The 18764-nt window shown below is 65.4% G+C and carries 18 protein-coding genes; 12 read left to right on the forward strand and 6 right to left on the reverse strand.

The window, feature by feature from the left end; all coding sequences use genetic code 11:
- Position 1 precedes the first annotated feature (1 nt).
- The gene (locus tag EWM63_RS31295) at positions 2 to 1615 is read right to left on the reverse strand and encodes a methyl-accepting chemotaxis protein (RefSeq protein ID WP_130190014.1); all 1614 of its coding nucleotides are present in this window, start codon (positions 1613 to 1615) and stop codon (positions 2 to 4) included.
- A 12-nt stretch (positions 1616 to 1627) separates the two neighbouring features.
- Positions 1628 to 2101, reverse strand: coding sequence for a chemotaxis protein CheW (locus EWM63_RS31300; protein ID WP_130190015.1), 474 nt, complete (start codon positions 2099 to 2101; stop codon positions 1628 to 1630).
- Between the two features lie 176 nt (positions 2102 to 2277).
- Here EWM63_RS31300 and EWM63_RS31305 point away from each other — a divergent pair, with 176 nt between their 5' ends.
- The 7 genes from EWM63_RS31305 (at position 2278) to EWM63_RS31335 (ending at position 9195) form a co-directional block, all read left to right on the forward strand.
- A complete protein-coding gene (locus EWM63_RS31305) occupies positions 2278 to 2937 on the forward strand; it encodes an HD domain-containing protein (protein ID WP_130190016.1) in 660 nt (219 codons plus the stop codon).
- A gap of 4 nt (positions 2938 to 2941) precedes the next feature.
- The gene (locus EWM63_RS31310; protein WP_165391016.1) at positions 2942 to 4858 is read left to right on the forward strand and encodes a DUF3857 domain-containing transglutaminase family protein; all 1917 of its coding nucleotides are present in this window, start codon (positions 2942 to 2944) and stop codon (positions 4856 to 4858) included.
- Complete coding sequence (locus EWM63_RS31315) at positions 4855 to 6093, forward strand: TCR/Tet family MFS transporter (protein ID WP_130190018.1); 1239 nt, start codon at positions 4855 to 4857, stop codon at positions 6091 to 6093. The genes EWM63_RS31310 and EWM63_RS31315 overlap by 4 nt, the downstream gene beginning before the upstream one ends.
- A 57-nt stretch (positions 6094 to 6150) precedes the next feature.
- On the forward strand, positions 6151 to 7716 hold the full coding sequence (locus tag EWM63_RS31320) for a hypothetical protein (RefSeq protein WP_229487619.1): 1566 nt from the start codon (positions 6151 to 6153) through the stop codon (positions 7714 to 7716).
- Positions 7717 to 7857: 141 nt separating this feature from the next.
- On the forward strand, positions 7858 to 8154 hold the full coding sequence (locus EWM63_RS31325; RefSeq protein ID WP_130190019.1) for a hypothetical protein: 297 nt from the start codon (positions 7858 to 7860) through the stop codon (positions 8152 to 8154).
- Between the two features lie 120 nt (positions 8155 to 8274).
- A complete protein-coding gene (locus EWM63_RS31330; protein WP_130190020.1) occupies positions 8275 to 8505 on the forward strand; it encodes a hypothetical protein in 231 nt (76 codons plus the stop codon).
- A gap of 333 nt (positions 8506 to 8838) precedes the next feature.
- Positions 8839 to 9195 (forward strand): hypothetical protein, encoded by a 357-nt coding sequence (locus EWM63_RS31335; RefSeq protein ID WP_130190021.1) that lies wholly within the window; start codon positions 8839 to 8841, stop codon positions 9193 to 9195.
- A gap of 82 nt (positions 9196 to 9277) precedes the next feature.
- Here the strand turns inward: EWM63_RS31335 and EWM63_RS31340 are convergent, their stop codons facing one another.
- The gene (locus EWM63_RS31340; protein ID WP_229487621.1) at positions 9278 to 10213 is read right to left on the reverse strand and encodes an AEC family transporter; all 936 of its coding nucleotides are present in this window, start codon (positions 10211 to 10213) and stop codon (positions 9278 to 9280) included.
- A gap of 1 nt (position 10214) precedes the next feature.
- The gene (locus tag EWM63_RS31345; RefSeq protein WP_130190023.1) at positions 10215 to 11105 is read right to left on the reverse strand and encodes an alpha/beta fold hydrolase; all 891 of its coding nucleotides are present in this window, start codon (positions 11103 to 11105) and stop codon (positions 10215 to 10217) included.
- A gap of 195 nt (positions 11106 to 11300) precedes the next feature.
- Here EWM63_RS31345 and EWM63_RS31350 point away from each other — a divergent pair, with 195 nt between their 5' ends.
- Genes EWM63_RS31350 through EWM63_RS31365 form a run of 4 tightly spaced genes read left to right on the forward strand, consistent with a single transcriptional unit; the run spans position 11301 to position 16220 of the window.
- Positions 11301 to 12083: a gluconate 2-dehydrogenase subunit 3 family protein gene (locus EWM63_RS31350; protein ID WP_130190024.1), complete on the forward strand. Its 783-nt coding sequence runs from the start codon at positions 11301 to 11303 to the stop codon at positions 12081 to 12083.
- Positions 12080 to 13864 carry a GMC family oxidoreductase gene (locus tag EWM63_RS31355; RefSeq protein WP_130190025.1) on the forward strand — a complete coding sequence of 595 codons (1785 nt, stop codon included), beginning with the start codon at positions 12080 to 12082 and terminating at the stop codon, positions 13862 to 13864. The genes EWM63_RS31350 and EWM63_RS31355 overlap by 4 nt, the downstream gene beginning before the upstream one ends.
- Entirely contained in the window at positions 13861 to 15177 is a 1317-nt protein-coding gene (locus EWM63_RS31360) for a c-type cytochrome (protein ID WP_130190026.1), read from the forward strand. The genes EWM63_RS31355 and EWM63_RS31360 overlap by 4 nt, the downstream gene beginning before the upstream one ends.
- Positions 15178 to 15215: 38 nt before the next feature.
- Complete coding sequence (locus EWM63_RS31365) at positions 15216 to 16220, forward strand: alpha/beta fold hydrolase (RefSeq protein WP_130190027.1); 1005 nt, start codon at positions 15216 to 15218, stop codon at positions 16218 to 16220.
- An 83-nt stretch (positions 16221 to 16303) separates the two neighbouring features.
- Here EWM63_RS31365 and EWM63_RS31370 read toward each other — a convergent pair whose 3' ends face one another.
- Together EWM63_RS31370 and EWM63_RS31375 are read right to left on the reverse strand one after the other, a co-directional pair.
- Positions 16304 to 16855, reverse strand: coding sequence for a cysteine hydrolase family protein (locus EWM63_RS31370; RefSeq protein ID WP_130190028.1), 552 nt, complete (start codon positions 16853 to 16855; stop codon positions 16304 to 16306).
- 139 nt (positions 16856 to 16994) lie between these two features.
- A complete protein-coding gene (locus EWM63_RS31375; protein ID WP_130190029.1) occupies positions 16995 to 17627 on the reverse strand; it encodes an SDR family oxidoreductase in 633 nt (210 codons plus the stop codon).
- 171 nt (positions 17628 to 17798) lie between these two features.
- On the opposite strand from EWM63_RS31375, the gene EWM63_RS31380 reads away from it, so the two are divergent.
- Positions 17799 to 18743, forward strand: a complete 945-nt coding sequence (locus tag EWM63_RS31380; protein WP_130190030.1) for an AraC family transcriptional regulator — start codon at positions 17799 to 17801, stop codon at positions 18741 to 18743.
- Positions 18744 to 18764 lie beyond the last annotated feature (21 nt).

Raw genomic sequence — 18764 nt, forward strand, 5'->3', positions numbered from 1 at the left:
GCTAGCGCAGGGCTGCGGCCGGCAAGCGCCGCGCCGCATGGGCCGCCACTGCCACTGCCGCTGGCGTGGCTCCGGTGTTGAACACGCTGACCACCTCGGCAAGCGCACTGGCCTGCTGCTGCATGGATTCGGCGGCCGCCGCGGATTCCTCGACCAGCGCGGCGTTCTGCTGCGTGACCGCGTCCATCTGCACGATCGCGCCATTCACTTCCTCGATCCCGGCGCCCTGTTCGACGCTGGCGGCGGTGATTTCGCCGATCACGTCGGAGACGCGTCGGACGCTGGCCACGATCTCATCCATGCTGCTGCCGGCCTGCGCGACGAGGCGGCTGCCTTCGGCCACTTCGGCAACGGAGTCGCCGATCAGTTCCTTGATTTCCCTTGCCGCCGTGGCGCTGCGCTGCGCCAGGTTGCGCACCTCGCTGGCCACCACGGCGAAGCCGCGTCCCTGCTCGCCGGCGCGCGCCGCCTCGACGGCCGCATTCAGCGCCAGGATGTTGGTCTGGAAAGCAATGCTGTCGATCGTGCCGATGATGTCGACGATTTTCTTCGACGCCGTATCGATGGAGGTCATCCGGCCCACTACCTGCTGGACGACGTCGCCGCCCCGGGCCGCGGCGCTGGCCGCAGCCGCGGCCATGCCATTGGCCTGGCGCGCGTTGTCGGCATTGGTGCGCACGGTGGACGTCAGCTCTTCCATCGAGGACGCGGTTTCTTCCAGTGCGCCGGCCTGCTGCTCCGTCCGGGCCGACAGATCGTGGTTGCCCGCCGCGATCTCGGCCGAGGCCACCTTGATATTCTCGGTACCGTCGCGCACCCTGGTCACGATATTGAACAGCGCCTGGTTCATCTCGCCCAGCGCGCGCAGCAATCTGCCGGTTTCGTCGTCGCTGCCCGCTTCGATGCGGCCGGTCAGGTCGCCGGAAGCGACCCGTGTCGCGGCATCGACCGCCTGGCGCAGCGGGCGCGTGATGCCCACCGTCAGCCACCAGGCGCTGGCCGACCCGAATACCAGCGCGGCCAGCGCCAGCGCGATCACGATGGTGCGGCTGCGTTCGTTGATCTGGCCGATTTCGGCAGCGGTTTCGTCAATCTGGGCGCGTTCGAGCTTCAGCAGGTCCTTGACCATTTCCTGGTATTTCGCGGCGCCAGGCACGAACACGGTCTCGAAAACCTTCCCTGCCTCGTCCAGCTGGCCGGCGGCTTTCAGCTTTGCCACCTCGTCGCGGGAGCCCAGGTAGATCTTGCGCTGTTCCATGATGCCCGCAAAGAGTGCCTTCTCGGCATCGGTGACGAGCAAGCCCTCGATTTTCTTTTGCAGGTCGGACGATGACGACGACGAACGCTTGCTCTCGTCGGCGAAGTAGCCCACCAGCGACGTGTCCGTGGACTTGGCGATCGCTGTCGTGCGGCGGATGGCACTGTCGATATTGCTGTACCAGTCGCTGATCATGCGCTCCTTCGCCAGGGGCGAAGCCATCATCGCGTGCGTGGCCTGCGCCACGTCGTTGAGCCGCCACAGCGCGATGGCGGAGATGACGATCGCCAGGGCGATCGTGACGGCAAAGCCCAGGCCCAGCCGTTTGCCGATGGGAAGGTTACGCAGGATATTCATGGCGGGTTCTCGTCAGGCCGCGAGGCGCTCGCCGAGGCCCATCTCCTCGCTCGACATCAGGCGGTCGATATCGACCAGGATCAGCATGCGCTCGTCGATGGTGCCCAGGCCGATGATGTGTTCCGTGTTCAGCGTCGAACCCAGGTCCGGCGTCGGCTTGATCTGGTCCGGCGTCAGCGTCGTCACGTCGGACACCGCGTCGACGACCATGCCCACCGTGCGGCCGCTGATGTTGAGGATGATGACGACCGTGAACGGGCCGTAATCCGGCGTACCGAGCGCGAAGCGGATGCGCATGTCGACGATCGGCACGATCACGCCGCGCAGGTTGATCACACCCTTCACATAGTCCGGCGCGCTGGCGATCTTGGTCGGCCCTTCGTAGTTGCGGATCTCGCTGACTTTCTGGATGTCGATGCCATATTCTTCCTTGCCCAGCGTGAAGGCGAGGTATTCGGCAGGATTGGTGGTGGCGGTGTCGGTCATTCTTGTTCCTGTTGGGCGCTGTATGGAGGCGGGTCAAGCCGAAATGTTACCGCAGGAAAAGTTTTGACGCACTAAAAATTCCGTAGGGCAACTCATCTAATCGCTGGAAAGTGCCTGAATTACCGCGAAAGCGTTTCATTCATGGCACAATGGGCGACTGCCGCACCGATTTGACCATGACAAAAACGACTTCATCTCTGGCCAGCTGGCACCCCAGGCTGGTCGCGCTTGCAACCGCCCTTCCCGAAACCGATGGCGCCCACGATACCAGCCACCTGCACCGTGTCTGGCGCAATGCCACCGGGCTGCTGCGCGATCACCCCGAAGCCGATGCGCTCGTGGTGATGGCCGCCTGCTACCTGCACGATCTCGTCAACCTGCCGAAGAACCACCCGGAACGCCATCTCGCCTCGCGCCAGGCCGCGCAGCAGGCGACGCGCGACCTGGCCGGCGCCGGATTCCCGGATGCACTCCTGCCCGGCGTGGCGCACGCCATCGAGACGCACAGCTTTTCGGCCGGCCTGGCGCCGGCAACGATCGAGGCGAAGATCGTGCAGGATGCGGACCGGCTCGACGCGCTGGGCGCCGTGGGCCTGGCCCGCATGTTCTACACGGCGGGCCGCATGGGTTCCGCCCTGGCCCATGGCAGCGACCCGGCCGGCCTGGCGCGCCCGCTCGATGACAAGGCGTATTCGCTCGACCACATCGCCGTCAAGCTGGCCACGCTGCCTGCCACGATGCAGACCGCCGCCGGCCGGCGCATCGGCGAGGAACGCCTGCGTGCGCTGGTGGCGTTCCGCGACCAGTTCGTGGACGAATGGGCCGCACCGGCCTGATTCCGTGACATTGCCATTCGCCCGCCTGCTGCTTGCAACGTCGCTCGGCATCACTGCCCAGTGGGCGCATGCCGACGGCCAGGGCCATGTGCGCGCCCTGCGCGAGCGCACCGATATCGTGATCCGCGCCGACCACACGGTGGAACAGACGGTCGACTACACGTGGCGTGCCGTCGACGCGACCGGTGCCGGCACGCTCGGCCAGCAATACGTCAACTGGGATGCGCGCCGCCAGACGATGGAACTGCTGGCCGCCGAGACCATTCCCGCCAGCGGCGCACCGATCCCCGTGGACCCGTCGGCCATCCAGGTGCAGGACGGCATCCTGGGCGGCGTATCGTTTCCGGAAAAACGCCTGCTGCAGGTGACGTTCCCGCAGCTGGCTGCCGGCGACGCCATCCGCCTGCGCTACCGGCTCGTGCAGAAGGTGCCGGAACTGCCGGGGGGCATGTCGCACGTGATGTTCCTGCAGGACGACGTGATCCGCGACGATACTGAAATCACGGTGCGCTATCCGCGCGCGCTGCCGCTGAAAGTGGCGCAGTACGGCCTGGCGCCGGCGCACGGACAGCCCGCTGCCGCCACCGACGGTACCGACGCCAACGCCAACGCAAGCGGCACGCTGCGCTGGCGCTACCGCAGCACGGCTACCGGCACGGCCGAGCCGAACGCCGCCAATGGCTGGGCGCGCACGCCGCACCTGATGCTGTCCACGTTCGCGGGCTGGCAGGCCATCGCCGATGCCTACGAACAGGGGGCGGCGCCGAAGTCCGCCGCCACGCCGGCGATTCGCGCGCTGGCCGATGAAGTGGCCGGCAAGGCCGCCGATCCAAAGGAGGCCGCGCGCCTGCTGTACGACTGGGTGCGCGCCAACGTGCGCTACGTGGCCAACTACGTGGGCGACGGCGGCTGGGTGCCGAACGATGCGGGCACCGTGCTGCAGCGTCGCTACGGCGACTGCAAGGACCACGTGGCGCTGCTCGAAGCATTGCTGGCGGCGCGCGGCATCGCCGCATCGCCCGTGCTGCTGCGTGCCGATGGCGAAAACTTCACCCTGCCCGACATTCCCGTGATGTGGTTCGACCATGCGATCACCTATGTGCCGGAGCTGGACCTGTACCTTGATTCGACCGACGATGCGATGCCGTTCGGCCTGCTGCCCGACAACGATGCCGGCAAGCCCGCGCTGGCCACCCGGCTGGCACCGGCGCAGCGCCGCACTCCGCTGCCGGAAGCGCAGGCGTTTCGCGTCGAGCGCAAGGTGACGTTGCGGGTGGCGCTGGACGGATCGGCCGAACGCGTCACCGACATCGTCGGCCACGGCCGCAATGCCGTCGCCGTGCGCCAGTTCATCGACAGCGTGGACGCCGGCGGCATGGCCGACTGGGTGCGCCGCACGATGGCATCGAACGGCTACGAGGGCGACGGCAGCCTGGAAGCGCTGCCGCAAGCGCAAGCCGGCGCGCTGGGCGTGCGCTTTACGGAACGCATCCGCAACTATGTCAGCCAGCCCGAAGCGGGCGTGCTGTCCTTCCTGCCCGGCATGAACGGGCCCGTACCGCTGGCCGGATTCGCCGGCCGCTTCACGGAACGCGAGCGGCAATACGACGCGCGCTGCGAACCATTTGCCGTGGAAGACGACATGACCATCGAACTGCCCGCCGCGATGCAGGTGCTGTATGTGCCGAAGAGCCTGTCGATCCGCCAGGATGGCCTGGACTACGATGCCACGTACTCGCGCGACGGCACCCGCTACCGCCTGGCGCGGCGCGTCGTCGCCGGCAACCCGCGCGGCTGGTGCACGCCGCAGGAATACCAGGCGCTGCGACCGGCCATGAACCGCATCAGCCGCGCCATGCATGGCCGCCTCGTGTTCGTGCTGGACGACACCGAGGTGGCGACGGCCACCGTGAAACCATGAAGGACGACACCGCCTCCCCCGCGGCCACCGCGCCCGTCAGCCTGAACTTCGTGCTGCTGTGCGTGTTCATCGACATGCTCGGCGTGGGCCTGATCATTCCCGTGCTGCCCGTGCTGGTGGGCGAATTCGTCGCCGCGCGCGAGCAGCAATCGCTGTGGTATGGCGTGCTGGGCGCCACGTTCGGCCTCGCCCAGTTCGTGTTCATGCCGATGCTGGGCGCCATCAGCGACAAGGTGGGCCGCCGGCCAGTGCTGCTGTATTCGATGGTGGGCATGTCGCTCAACTTCCTCGTCACCGCGCTGGCGCCCACGCTGGGCTGGCTGCTGGCCGGGCGCGTCATCGGCGGGATGTCGGCGGCCAGCATGTCGGTGGCGTCGGCCTATGCGTCGGACGTGTCGACGCCGGACAACCGGGCAAAAAGCTTCGGCAAGATCGGCGCGGCGTTCGGCATGGGCTTCATCGCCGGTCCCATGCTGGGCGGCATCCTGGGCGGCATCGACCTGCACCTGCCGTTCTACGTGGCGGCCGGCATGGCGGCCGCCAATTTCATCTATGGCTGGTTCTTCCTGCCCGAATCGCTGCCGCCCGGCCGGCGCGGCGCATTCCCCCTCCACAAGCTCAATCCACTGGGTGGCCTGATCAAGCTGTGGCGGCGCCACGAAACCCGCGGCCTGGTGGCCGTGTTCACGCTGGTGGCGCTGGCGCAGACGATGCTGCACACCACGTGGGTGCTGTACACCACGTTCCGCTTCGGCTGGTCCACCACGCAGAACGGCATCGCCCTGTTCTGCGTGGGCGTGGCCAACGTGATCGTGCAGGCCGGCCTGCTCGGCATGCTGATGAAGCGCTTCGGCGAGGTACGGCTTTCACTGCTGGGACTAGGCTCCGGTGCCGTCACCTACTTGCTGTACGGCCTGGCCACGCAGGGGTGGATGATGTATGTGCTCATCCTGTGCAACCTGCTGGCGTTCGCCGCCGGGCCAGCCCTGCAGGGCATCATCTCGAAGGCCGCGCCCGCGACGGAACAGGGCGAGCTGATGGGTTCCCTGCAGGCGATCAACAGCGTGGGCGTGGTCCTCATGCCGCTGCTGGGCGGCTTCCTCCTGGCGGAAGTGAGCCACCTGCCGCCCTCGGACTGGCGCATCGGCGTCACGTTCTTCGTCAGCGCCGTCATGCAGGTGGTGGCCATTCTCGTGGCACGGCGGTGGTTTCGGGATCATCATCGGGCGTTGTGACGTGATCCGGGCTTTATAGCCATCGTTATTCTGGTCTGGGCTTTCCCCAATGGTGGAATGGAGCGCGAATTTACCATCCAGCCCCGCCATGTCAATCTGGTTTTTGCTCCTGGGAGATTTTACGTGAAATTTTCAGCACGTCTCTTGCGCTCCGTGCTTGTTGGGGCATGGGCGGTCGGAATGGCGTTCCAATGTGCCGCCGAGCAAGCGCCGTCTGATGTTGAGGCGCTAATGAGCAACAACAGATGGAAGGAGGCATCGCGGGCAATTTTTCTGGAAGCAAAGTCCGCGAACAAATTTGAGTGGTCTATTCCGGCCGGACAGGCAAACGCCGGTTTCCTTGATGATGCCTTGGATACGATCGCCGGAATGCATCCAAACACGCAGTCGAGCGCACTTCTGGCTCTTGTTGCAGATGTTCCGTCAATTCCGCCGAAACGTTCGGTCGAGTTGGTTCAGCGAGCACTTGCGTTGGCCCGGACGATGTCTGGGAAATCAGCGAATTATATAAAGTCCGGGGAATTGGCCAAGGTTGCTTTATTCTATTCGAGGCAGAGAGCAGAGCCGGATGCAAAAACGATCTTTGAAGAAGCCCTGAAAGCAGCTGAAAAAGGAGCGGATGAAGATGATAGTGGCGGCTACAGGCAAATTTCAGAAGCGCTAGTGCGTGATCCGAAGGGTAGCCGGGACTGGATGGTTGTGCTTGTGGCCAAGCACCTTCAGCGGCAAGGGAAAAACGCCAATTCCGCGTTCGCGTACAGGGATTTGGCCGAAGTCGCCATTCGCCATACCAACCGTCAAATGGCATCGGAACTGATTGAGTCAGGAATTTCTGCGGCGAAAAACATCAGCCGAGAATCTATGCGGAAATCAGCTCTTGAAGGGTTGGCAAATGTTGCAGTCGAGGCGGGATACACAAAAGGGCTGCCCAAAACCTCTCCTTATACGCAGGCCATTCAAGAGGCGCGTGCAGGTAATCCACAAAGAGCCCTTGCTATTGCTTCTGCACTCTCTGAGAACTTGTACGTTGACCACGGGCAGGAGTTGCATAGGCGCGTTTTCGATGATGCCGTGAAAAGGGAGGACTTGAAAACGGCACTCTATCTTGGTGAGCATCCGATTCGGCCAGTTTCCTGGATACAGGCCAACGCGTGGAGACAGATTGCGGAATTGCAGGTTAAGAAGGGGACAAAACAGGATGCTGCTGGCAGCTATCTTCGGGCGTCACAAACAATCTCCGGCAGCCCGGAAGCGGTTCGTTACCTCGAGGAAGTCGAGACCACGCTGATTCTTGGAGGGTCCATGCGTCAGAACGGGTTCGAGGCACAAGGCCGAAAGACGACTCTTGGTGCAATAGCCATGATCGACTTGATTCCGGGGCGTCGAACCGATGACCGGGCAAGGGCCGCCACCTTACTTGCTGAAGCTCTTTGGCGCTATGGCATGTACTCCGAGGCGAAACAGCAAGCTCTTCGCGCCTACCGTGAAGCTAGCGGGTATAGCGACAAGAACGGGATGGAAAAAGCTCGCCTGCTTTCTGGACTAGGGCAAGCTGCTTCGACATTCATTACCAAGGCCAGTGACCAAAGAGGCGAACGCAATAACTCGAAGGCAACCAAATAGTGGTTGCGCGCCATTAGTCAGGAGCAATCGTTCGAAGATTGAGGGTAACGGAGCCTAATGACAAATTTAATTCTTGAAAAGTCCCATCGAGTTCCTCGGCATAACTTGGTGAGTCGAATCGCTTGTCGGGAAGGAGTTTCGATGGAACCTGAAGTAAAACGTGACTTGAAAGAGTTGCTGGACGTTCCCGAATCGGCGCTCTGGTATGAGTATGCGGCCGGGGCGGCACGCGACATCATTGAAGAAGAGCCAGAAGAGATACTGCGGTGGCTTCTTGATGAGTGCGCCGACTTCAACGCAAACATGCAAGAACACTTGGCTTATATCCTTTGTGACGAGCCAGGCTCGTTTGAGCATGAAATTCTCGTTCGATTGTCCAAGTCCGGCAATGAAGGCGTGGCCTGGAGAGCCAACGAGGCACTTAACTATTACCGATAAGCTTCAGGAAATGGTCTCCGAACTCGGCATTTCTAGATGGCCGGTTTGGGGTGGGAGCTGCGCTATACCGGACGGCATCAATCGTCAAAAGCGGACCTATTTGGCGACACAAGAGGGCTTATGCAAGTTACCGAAGAAGAGTGCTTGAAGATTGCGGAAGACTATCTATCGTCGCTTGCCGTTGAGTATCTGCGCCCTGGCCATACCGGGTTCAGGGATAGCTGTCGATGGGAAGCCATTTTCCGTATTCCGGAAGTGATGGACCCTGCGGTTGCAGCGGTAGACCCGCCTGATGTTCGCGTATGGGTAAGCCTCGTGGACCGTAAAGTCCAATGGATTCATCAGATGTAAACGTCTGGTATGGGGCAATGGCTCAATGACGAGTACTTCGAATTACTTTCAATCCCCGACTTGCCTGACTGCTATGCAGTCGCTTGCCGCCCCGGATAGCTTGCCTGGGGCGGCGTTGCAGTCGCCTCAATCGTTGTTCTGTCGATTGCTGCCGTCAGGCTGCGTGAGCCTGGACGCGGATTGAACGGTTCAGATCGCGAAGCGCGCCAGGATACAAGACGGGCCCGATGGCGTGGACGATTGATCGATATACTGATTCGGTGCCCGCATTGGGCAATAGCAAAATGCAAGGAACGGCAGTCATCGGTCAAAAGCGTTCATGGCACATCGGGAATGCTGTTCAGCGACATGTTCAAGCTCCCGGCATTCGGGCAAAACGGTTTGGAAAACAAGGCGGCGTGGATGGGTGGATTTTCAAATGAATTGCGTACTGCCAAGAGAACAGTGCGCATCTGTATCCTGATGGCGATGGTGCTGGTCGGACTGGGGATCAATGCGCTGGTTTCTGAACACGCCAGCCCATTTGGCCGGGGACTAAGCGGCATGCTTCGCCAGGTCCTGTTCACCCACTTTGGTGCGGCTGGCCTTGCTGCCCTGTGGATCGCGCTGGCAATGGTCCCGCTCTTTTTTGCACGGTTGATATGGCGTCACACGGCTCGTGCTCCCCGCGATCGCTGGTGGCGGAACTGATAAAAACTGCTGGCGCCATGGATTCCGACGGACCGGCCGTCGGAATCCATGAAAGGCGCACGCAATGGGGCGCGCCTGCGCGTCACGCGCTGTTCGTAAGCCACGTAAGCAGCACGGTAATCGTGGCGATCGACAGCACCGTCGAGACGAGGACGCTGCCCGCCACACCGTCCGCCTTGCGCCCGTACAGATTGGCCAGCATGAATGGCCCGGTACCTGTCGGCAGCGCGGCCAGGATCACGGCGATCGCCGTCAGCGCCGGTGGCAAGCGGAAAACCCAATGGGCTAGCACCCACGTGAGAAGCGGCTGGCCGACAAGCTTCAGCACGACCTGGATACCCAGGCCGGTCATATCGGGCCGCGCTCTTGGTTCCGCCAGGAACAGGCCGAGCGACACCAGCGCGCACGGGCTGGCCGCGCTGGCAAGCAGTGTCACGAAGCGCTCCGCCCCGGCAGGCAGGGGCGGCCCGGCGTATGCATACAGAGCCCCCAGCGCCGGCGCGACGAGCATCGGGTTCCTGGCCAGCGACGCGCCTACCCGGGCAAGGATCGCGCGTGTGCCGCCGGTGCCAAGGCCGAACTCGAGAACCGCCAGGGCCATCGCGAACAGGGCGCAGACGGTCAGGATGGCGGCAATCGTCACTGGCGTCATGCTGTCCGCACCGAACGCTGCCATACAGAGCGGAAAGCCGATAAAGCCCACGTTGGCGTAGGCGGCGTTCAAGCCTTCCAGGCTCGCGTCGGCCAGCGCGCCGCCGCGCAGCCGCCGCCAGGCCACGGTGCTCGCGAAGATGGCCGCGCTGGCCAGTCCGAAGGCGGCGATGAAGCCCGGCATATCGAGCTGCCGCCAGGTGGCGCGGCTCATGATCTGGAACAGCAGCGCCGGCATGGCAAGATGGACGACGAAATGGTTCATCTCGATTGCGGCGCCCGCCCCCATCCAGCCGGCCCGGCGCGCCAGCCAGCCCGCGCCGACCAGGCCGAAAACGGGCAGCACGACCGCGAACAGTACGGCCATGTCAGCCAGCCCAGCCGGCCAGGAACGACAGCAGTTCGGCATTCACGCGGCCCGGCTGCTCTTCCTGCGGCAGGTGGCCAGCCTGCGGAATCGAGACAGTGCGCAGGTCTTGCGCCATCTCCGCCCATACCGCTGCCATGTCGAACATCTTGCCGACGGCGTGGAAATCCTCGCCCCATAGCGCCAGCGTGGGACAGGCGATCTTCACGTGCGCATCCACCTTGTCCTGTGCCACGTCTTCGGCGATCGCGCGATAGTCCGACATCGCGCCGCGCAATGCGCCGGGGCGGCGGTACGCCGCCACGTAGTGCTCGAACGCAGCGCCCGAGATCGCCAGCGGGTCGTAGCACCAGTCGGAAAACAGGTGGCGCAGCCACAGGTCCTCGCGCCCGGCGATCAGCGCCTCCGGCAAGTCGGGCACCTGGTTGAAGATGAAGAACCAGTAGGCATTCGCCACCTCGGGGCTGAAGTCGCGGGCCACAATGCGGGTGGGCACGTTGTCCATTACCACGAGCCGGTCGAGCATGTCCGGATAGTCCTTGGCAAAGCGTGTCGCCACGCGCGCCCCGCGATCATGGCCGACCAGGGCGATCCTCGCGATGCGCAATTCGCGCAGCAACTCGCGCAGGTCGCGTGCCATGTTGCGCTTGTCGTACCCGCCGGCCGGCTTGTCCGTTTCGCCATAGCCGCGCAGGTCGGGGGCGATGACACGGAAGCGCTTGGCAAGCTCCGGCATCTGGAAGCGCCACGCAAAGCTGGTTTCCGGGAAGCCGTGCAGCAGCACCACCGGCGGCCCATCGCCGGCCTCGAGGTAGTGCTGGCGGATGCCGTTGGCCCGCAGGGTGTGATGCCTGACGTGGTGCGAAATGAAGTGATCCGGATCGATGCTCATGATGGTTCCTGGAAGGGTCGGATGAACAGCGATTACAGCAGGCCACGCCAGCATGCGCGCATGCCATCGGGCCAGCTATGCGACTCCCTTATCCGACACCCCCGGGCCATCCCGTTCGGCGGACGAAACCGCGGCAGTGGATGCCTAGAATCCATCAGGTCATCGCATTCGCGTCCACTGCTACCTGGAATACCTATGAGCGACCTTCACGATCCGCGGGCCGGGCATGCCGGCCCGCTCCCCGACGTCCAGCCCGGCGGACGCCGCGGCTTCCTGCGCGGCACGGCCACCGTGGCGCTGTCCTCCGTACTGCTGCCCTCGCAGGCTGCAGCATCCGGGCGGGAAACCCGGCAGGCACCCTTGCCAGCGGCAGCGTACCGCCCCGTGTATTTCACGCCGAACGAATGGGCCTTCATCCTGGCCGCGGTCGACCGCCTGATTCCGGACGACGGCAACGGCCCCGGTGGCGTGGCCGCCGGCGTGCCGGAATTTCTCGACAGGCAGATGGAGCTGCCCTACGGGCATGGCGCCTACTGGTACATGCAGGGGCCCTTCCACCCCGACAGCCCCGCAACGCTCGGCTACCAGTTGCGCCTGACCCCGCGCGAACTCTATCGTGCCGGCATCGCCGCCGCGGACCGGGCGAGCATGGCGCTGCATGGCACCGCATTTGCAGGGCTGCGTGCCAACCAGCGCGACACGCTGCTGGCGGCCCTGGAACAGGGCAGCATCCCCCGCGACGGCAGCCTGGCCGCCGCGTTCTTCGCACTGCTGCTGAAGAATACCCGTGAAGGCTTCTTCGCCGATCCGATGTATGGCGGCAATCGCGGCATGGTGGCGTGGAAGATGATCGGCTTCCCCGGTGCGCGGGCCGATTTCACCGACTGGATCGACCAGCCGGGCAAGCCGTATCCCTACGGCCCGGTGGCCATCGATGGTTCGACGGGTTCGATAAGGTCGACGGGAGGGAAGTCATGAGCACGCCCGCCCGCCACAAGCCCGTCGATGCCGTGATCATCGGCTTTGGCTGGACCGGCTCGATCATGGCCAAGGAGCTGACCGACGCCGGCCTCTCCGTCGTCGTGCTCGAACGGGGTCCGGCACGCGACACATCGCCCGATTTCGCCTACCCGCGCATTGCCGATGAGTTGAAGCACGCGATCCGTGGCGACCTGTGGCACCGCCTGTCCCGCGAAACCTTCACCGTGCGCCACAGGGTGGGCGACACCGCCGTGCCTTACCGGCAATATGGCTCGTTCGTGCTGGGCACGGGCACCGGCGGTGCCGGCGCGCACTGGAACGGCCAGCAATGGCGCGCCTCGCCGAACGACCTGCGCATCCGCAGCCTGTACGAGGAACGCTACGGCAGGAAATTCATCCCGGCCGACATGACGATCCAGGACTATGGCATCGGTTTCGACGAGCTGGAACCGCATTTCGACCATTTCGAGAAGGTCGCCGGCGTGGCCGGCACCGCCGGCAACCTGCACGGCACGATCCAGCCGGGCGGCAATCCGTTCGAAGGCGCGCGCAGCAGCGATTATCCGAACCGCCCCTTGCCGCCCATCCTCAGCTCGCAGCTGTTTGCCAACGCGGCGCGCGAGCTGGGTTACCGGCCCTTCCCGGTGCCCGCGGCAAACAGTACGACCGCCTACACCAACCCTTACGGCGTGCGCATGGGGCCGTGCAACCTGTGCGGTTTCTGCGAGGGGTTCGGCTGCTTCCTGTACTCGAAGGCGTCGCCGCAGACCACGATTCTGCCCGTGCTGAAAGGCCGCGCCAATCTGGAAGTGCGCCATGATGCCCACGTGACCCGCATCCTGCTCGACGCGGACCGCGAGCGGGCGACGGGCGTGCGCTACGTGGACGCCGCGGGTCGCGAAACGGACCAGCCCGCGTCGATGGTCGTCGTCGCGGCGTTCCAGTTGAACAGCGTGCGCCTGCTGCTGTTGTCCGGCATCGGCACGCCCTACGATCCGCGCACCGGCAAGGGTACCGTGGGCAAGAACTTCGCCTACCAGATGGTGAGCACCACTTCGGCCTTCTTTGGCGAGGAGGTGGCGATGAACCCGTTCGTGGGCGCCGGCGCCGCCGGCCAGCAGGCCATCGACGAATTCAACGCGGACCATTTCGACCACGCGGGCAAGGGCTTCGTCGGCGGCGCCATGATCTTTGCCGGCGCGACGGGCGGCCGCCCGATCGCACAGATGCCGTTGCCGCCGGACGCGCCCAGGTGGGGCAGCGGATGGAAAAGCGCGGTGCGCCGGCATTACGCCCACTCGAGCAGCGTGGCCACGATGGGCTCGGTGATGGCCTACCGCGACCGCTACCTCGACCTCGATCCGACTTACCGCGATGCGTATGGCCAGCCGCTGCTGCGGATCACGTTCGACTGGCATCCGAATGAATACCGGATGACGGCCTTCACCTCGGCGCGCGCCGCCGCCATCGTCAGGGCGATGCGGCCGCAGCGCATTGCCCAGCACGTGCTGCAGCCCGGCGATGCCTACGATGTACGCTATTACCAGTCGTCGCACACGACCGGCGGCGCGATCATCGGCACGCACCCCGCCAACAGTGTGCTGAACCGCTATTCGCAATGCTGGGACGTGCCGAACGTGTTTGTCCTGGGCGCTTCGTCGTTCCCGCAGAATATCGGCTACAACCCCACCGGCCTGGCGGTGGCCCTGGCGTACTTCGCCGCGGCGAAGATCCGCTCGGCATACCTGAAGGCTCCCGGCCCGCTGGTGTCCGCATGAGCCGGCGCGCCTTGTACCTGGCTTGCGCGGCAGGCATCGGGTTCGTGGCACTGTTCGCCGCCACCCGCTGGTCCGACACGCATACCGGCGCGGCACTGGCCGAGCCGGCGCTCACGGGGGAGCGCATCGCCCGCGGCGCCTACCTGGCTAAAATGGGCGACTGCGCCGCATGCCACAGCGTGCCGGGAAAGCCGCCCTTCTCCGGCGGCCTGCGCATGGAAACGCCGATCGGTGCCCTGTTCACCAGCAACATCACGCCGGACAGGCGGTACGGCATCGGCAACTACACGCTGGCCGATTTCGACCGCGCCCTGCGCTACGGCGTCGCCGCCGGGCACACGCTGTATCCGGCCATGCCCTACAGTGCCTACTCGATCACGCGGCCGGAAGACGTGGCCGCGCTGTATGCCTACTTCAAGCAGGGAGTGGCGGCGGCTGCAGTGCCGAACCGGGACAGCGAGATCATTTTCCCTCTGTCGATGCGCTGGCCGCTCACGGTATGGCGCTGGCTGTACGCGCCGACGCCGCGGCCATTCGCGGCGCCGCCGGGCATGGACCGGCAACTGGCACGCGGCGCTTACCTGGTGCAAGGCCTGGGCCATTGCGGCGACTGCCATACGGCGCGCGGCGTCAGCCTGCAGGTGCGCGCGCTGGGCCCGGCCGACGGGCCCGCCTACCTGGGCGGCGCCTCGGTCGACGGCTGGCATGCCCCCAGCCTGCGCAACGGCGGCGCCGCCACGATCGGCGCCTGGAGCGAAGCCGACATTGCGCAGTTCCTGACGGGCGGCGCCAATCGCCACGGCAGCGCGTTCGGATCGATGAGCGATGTCATCGTCAACAGCACGGCGCACCTGACCGACGACGACGCGCGCGCAGCCGCCCGTTTCCTGAAATCCCTGCCCGATACCGGGGGCCGCGCCTACCGCTACGACCCCGCGGCCAGCCTGGCGTTGCGCCGTGGCGACGCGGACGCACGCGGGGCTCGCCTCTATCTCGATAACTGCGCCGCGTGCCACCGGCCGGACGGCAAAGGTTACGAGCGCGTGTTCCCGCCACTGGCCGGAAACCCCGTCGTGGCCACCGCCACGGCCGAATCGCTGATACGCATCGTGCTCGCAGGAGCGCAAACACCGCGCACCGCGGCCGCGCCCGCGCAGTTCGCGATGCCGGCTTTTGCCTGGCGCCTGTCCAACCAGGAGGTGGCCGACGTGGTCACGTTCATCCGCACCAGCTGGGGCAATGACGCATCGCCCGTGGAAGTGCGGGCGGTCGGCAGATTGCGGGAGACCGCCGGGCGGAACACGCCCCCTTGAAATCTTTTCTCAACCGCTGCACAACCAAAGGAAAAAGCATGTCCCAGAACGCACCAACGAACTTGCCCCGTCGCTCCGCCCTGGTCGGAAGCGCCCTGACCGCAGCCGGCGCGGTGGCCGCGGCACTGCCGCTCGCCGCCGTCGGCAGCGACAGCATGGCCGGTACCGACGACAGATCCGGCGACAGCTCCGGGAACAAGGTACGCAAGAGCGGCGATACCATCACCACCCGCGATGGCGTGCGCATCTATTACAAGGACTGGGGGCCACGCGGTGGCCAGCCGGTGATCCTCACCCATGGCTGGCCGCAGAACGCGGACAGCTGGGAATCGGCCGCGTTCCACCTCGCCAGCAACGGCTTTCGCGTCGTGACCCCGGACCGCCGTGGCCATGGCCGCTCCAGCCAGCCCTGGGAAGGCAACGACATGGACCACTACGCGGACGACCTGGCGCAGCTCATCGAAGCGCTCGGCCTGCAGAACATCATCCTGGCGGGCTTTTCCACGGGGGGCGGCGAGGTCGCCCGCTACGTGGGCCGGCACGGTACCCGCCGCGTCGCGAAACTGGCCCTCGTGTCGGCCGTGACGCCCTACATGGTGCAGACCGACGACAATCCGGGCGGCCTGCCGATCTCCGTCTTCGACGGCATCCGCGCGGGTTCGCTCGCCAATCGCGGGCAACTGTACCTGGATTTCGCAGCCGGCCCGTTCTTCAACTTCAACCTGCCCGGCGCGGTGCCTTCGCAGGGCCTGATCGACGGCTTCTTCAACCAGGGCATGCAGGCCGGACTCAAGAACACCTACGATTGCGTGGCCGCCTTCGCGCAGACCGACTTCCGGCCGGACCTGGCGAAATTCGACAAGCCCACGCTCATCGTGCACGGCGAAGGTGACCAGGTGGTGCCGATCGACGTTGGCGGGCGCGCGGCGGCGAGACACGTTCCGCATGCGAAGCTGATCACGTATCCGGGCGCACCGCATGCGCTCGTGGAAACCCACAAGGCACAGTTCAACGCCGACTTCCTCGCCTGGGCGAAGTCCTGAACCGCATGTGACGGCCTCGCGCCCGCTGCATCATCGCGACGTCTCCGGAGTCGCTGACGGTCGTACCGGCCGTCAGCCGCCCTTCATGGAGCCGCCAGGTACTCGTCGGTACTGATCACGGCCGCATAGCCGAATGCGAGCGCCGACATGAGCGCGTTGTGCACCTGCGCGGCGGGTACGGTCACGCCCTTGAACTCGAGGTCGCGGGTGGCGCAGGCGTCGTGCACGACCTTTGTGCGATAGCCCAGATCCGAGGCGGCCCGCGTGGTGGCGTCGATGCACATATGGCTCATTGCGCCGACCACGGTGACTTCTTCGATCCCGTTCTTGTCCAGTATGTCTTTCAGGTCCGTCTTCAGGAACGAATTCGGGAAGTTCTTGACGATGACCGGCTCGCCCGCGGCTGGCGCGACGGCTGCATGAATCCGGACGCCGTCCGTACCCGGCTGGAAGAATGGCATGGCTGGGTCGCTGGATTCATGACGAACATTGACCACCAGGTCGCCTCTGGTTCTGGCATCGGCAATCACGCGGGCCGCATTGCCCAATGCTTCATCGATACCTTCCAGGGCCAGCTTGCCGGTTGGCAGGTACTCGTTCTGCAGGTCGACGACAACGACGGCTTTTTTGCTCATGAGGATTTCCTTTCAGGACAGGGGAACATGTTCCTCATTGTGAGCGCCGGGTGCGGAGGCTGACAGTGACCCGCGCGTCAATTACCGATCGTTTTGGGCCACAACCGACTTACTGCCCGGGGCGGCAGCATACCGGCACTCATGCGGGACAGGCGTCCAGCTCCTCCGCCCGCTCCACTGCCGCGCCGATCGCATCGGCCACGGCGCGTGCACCGCCGTCCAGGTCCGGTGCGACGAGAGACACGTGGATATCCCCTGCTTCCTGCCGCAATGCCTCCGAGATCGCCCGCAGCGCACCTGCCGTGGCGCCGGGCAGTGCCTGCGCCGGGCCCGTACCGGCGCTCGATGCCGGCGGGGCAAGGTTGACGACGTGGCCGCCGCCGGCACGCTGCATCAGCGGCAGCACGGCGGCGATCGCATACAGCGCGCCGCGCACGTTCACTTCGAGCATGCGGTCCCACTCCAGCAGCTTCAAGGCATCGAGCCGCGACGGCGCGTGGACGCCGGCGGCGTTTACCAGCACGTCGATGCGGCCATGCCGGTGGAAAGCGGCCAGCACGAAGGTTTGCGCGTCGTCGGCATCGGTCACGTCGACGATGTGGCACTCGGCGCTGCCACCGGCGGCGCGGATCCGGGCAGCCAGCAGCACCAGGCGATCGATGCGCCGCGCGCCCAGCACCACGTGGTGGCCCTGCCCGGCCAGCGTGCGCGCCGTGGCCGCGCCGATGCGGCCGGTGGCGCCCGTGATCAGTACGATTTTCTGTTCGGCCATGTGAAGCTCTCCTGCGATGGTCTGTCGGGATGTCCTGCGATGTTGCCAGTGTAGGTGGGGTGGCCGGCCGGAGGTTGCGCGATGGTTTCAAAAGATTGCCTGATCCTCCACGGGCGGCCACGCCGCCGCGTCTCCGGCGCATAATCACTGCCTGAAACTGGGGAGAGGATCATGAGCGCAGCTGAACGGCAGGCACGGATGGTGGAACTGATGGGCGTGCTGGCGCCGGACGAGGGCTACACGCTGTGCGGACTGCCCGGCGTGAAGTTCATGCGCGCGAACGCCGTGCGCCCGCGCGGGAAGGCCCTGTACGAGCCATGCATCGTCATCGTTTGCCAGGGCCACAAGCGGGGCTACCTGGGCGGCGAAGTATTCGATTACCACGCGCAGCAATTCCTCGTGCTGTCGGTGCCGCTGCCGTTCGAGGGCGAGACCGTGCGCGCCTCCGAGGCCGAGCCGATGCTGGCGATCTCGATTCCGATCGACCTGCAGCTGGCCGCCGAACTGGCCCTGGCAGTCGACGACGCGCAATCGGGCCTTGTCGCGCCAGCCGCCCCTCGGGGCATGATGGCATCGAAACTGGACGATGCCCTCGGCGACGCCGTGCTGCGCCTGCTGGGTGCACTCACCAGCCCCGTCGAGACGCGGCTGCTGGGCCCCGGCATCCTGCGCGAGATCCTGTTCCGCGTGCTGACCGGCGAACAGGGCGGCGCGCTGCGCGCCGGCCTGGCCCACCAGACACAGTTCGCCAAGGTCGGCAAGGCGCTGCGGCGCATCCATGCCGACTATCACCGGCCGATCGACGTGCCCACGCTGGCCCGCGAGGCGGGCATGAGCCAGGCCGCGTTCCACGCCAGCTTCAAGGCGGTCACGCAGACGTCGCCGATGCAGTACCTGAAGACGACGCGGCTGCACAAGGCCCGGCTGCTGATGGTGCAGGACGGCCTGACCGCGGCCACCGCGTGCGGGCGCGTCGGCTACGAAAGCAGCTCGCAGTTCTCGCGTGAGTTCAAGCGCTTCTTCGGCCGCACGCCCGTCGAGGAAGCGCGCGAAATGCGCAGCCTGCTGGCGCAGGCGCCCGGCGGGCGCGCGGCGCCCTGGGTCAGCGCCCCCTGACCAATCCGTCAACGCCGAGCC

Source organism: Pseudoduganella lutea (assembly GCF_004209755.1).
In the GTDB taxonomy this organism is placed as follows: domain Bacteria; phylum Pseudomonadota; class Gammaproteobacteria; order Burkholderiales; family Burkholderiaceae_D; genus Rugamonas; species Rugamonas lutea.